Source organism: Actinomyces sp. HMSC075C01 (assembly GCF_001812965.1).
GTDB lineage: Bacteria > Actinomycetota > Actinomycetes > Actinomycetales > Actinomycetaceae > Actinomyces > Actinomyces acetigenes.
In genome coordinates, this window is record NZ_KV811040.1 from 174,165 (window position 1) to 174,784 (window position 620).

Below are 620 nucleotides of genomic sequence, written 5' to 3' on the forward strand. Positions count from 1 at the left end.
GGGATTGGTCGGATCCAGCACCACCACATCACCCACCCGCTCCTGAGGCAGGCGCGCCACGAAGTCCGTCGCCAAGTCCCCCTTGGGGTCGAGCAGGAGCAGGCCCCGGCCCTCAGCCGCATCAGCCAGCGCCAACGACAGCAGTACCGTCGACTTACCCACACCCGTCGGCCCCAACAGATGCGTGTGGTAGACGGCGTCGGTAATCGGCAAGCGCACCAGCCCAGTCTCTCCTGGCACCGCACTGGCCCCGACGACGCGCTGGGACGAGCCAGACGCCACCTCCGGCGGCGGGGCCACCAGGCGCGGGTGCCCACTACCCAGCAGCGGCAATGGCAGCTCACCAATAGGCCAGCCCGCCATCGCCACAATCTCTCCTGCACCAAGCTCCAGGCCCGCCCGCCACGGCCGCCGCACCGAATCCAACTTAGCCGGGTGCTCCGTACGAGCCCGCAGCCGCACCCCCGGCCCCTCCACTAGGCGCAGCGCCCCCAGCAAACCCTGCAGCAGCGTCCGCTGGCGCAAGGGTGAGGCCGCCCGCACCCCCAGACGCAGACTCGCCGCCGCCCGATGCCGCCCCACCTGCGCCCGCATCCGCCGACCCCGCTCACCACTAAGAG

General features: G+C 71.3%; 1 pseudogene. It reads right to left on the minus strand.

What is annotated here, in order from left to right:
• Nucleotides 1-363 (minus strand): annotated as a pseudogene (locus tag HMPREF2883_RS15935) (hypothetical protein); the annotation flags it as partial.
• Between the last annotated feature and the right edge of the window lie 257 nt (nucleotides 364-620).